General features: G+C 59.1%; 1 pseudogene. It reads right to left on the bottom strand.

Annotated features, from left to right (window positions below):
* Nucleotides 1-219 (bottom strand): annotated as a pseudogene (locus LD028_RS09190) (fumarylacetoacetate hydrolase family protein); the annotation flags it as partial.
* Nucleotides 220-257: the final 38 nt, after the last annotated feature.

Genomic DNA, 257 nt, shown 5'->3' with positions numbered 1-257 from the left:
AAATAAAAGCGGCTCTTTCGGCGCAACAAAAGACAATTCGCCGGCATGCTCGGCATAATTCAATCCAAGCGCCACGATCACTCCCGGCTCCACCGGGGGAAGCCACATCACTTCAAGCTCCCCGACGATCGTTCCGTCCGGCAGGCGGAGGCGGCCATCGTCGAGCGGCTCGGCTTCGGTCACGATTCCGTTCCAGGCCACACGCGCCCGCCTCATCATTCATCGCCTCCTTGTTCCAGGGCGATTTCATTTTCCAA

The organism is Anoxybacillus sp. LAT27 (genome assembly GCF_022030075.1).
GTDB lineage: Bacteria > Bacillota > Bacilli > Bacillales > Anoxybacillaceae > Anoxybacillus > Anoxybacillus kestanbolensis.
The sequence above is the reverse complement of the archived record's forward strand: the minus strand, read 5'-3'. Positions and strand labels throughout refer to the sequence as shown.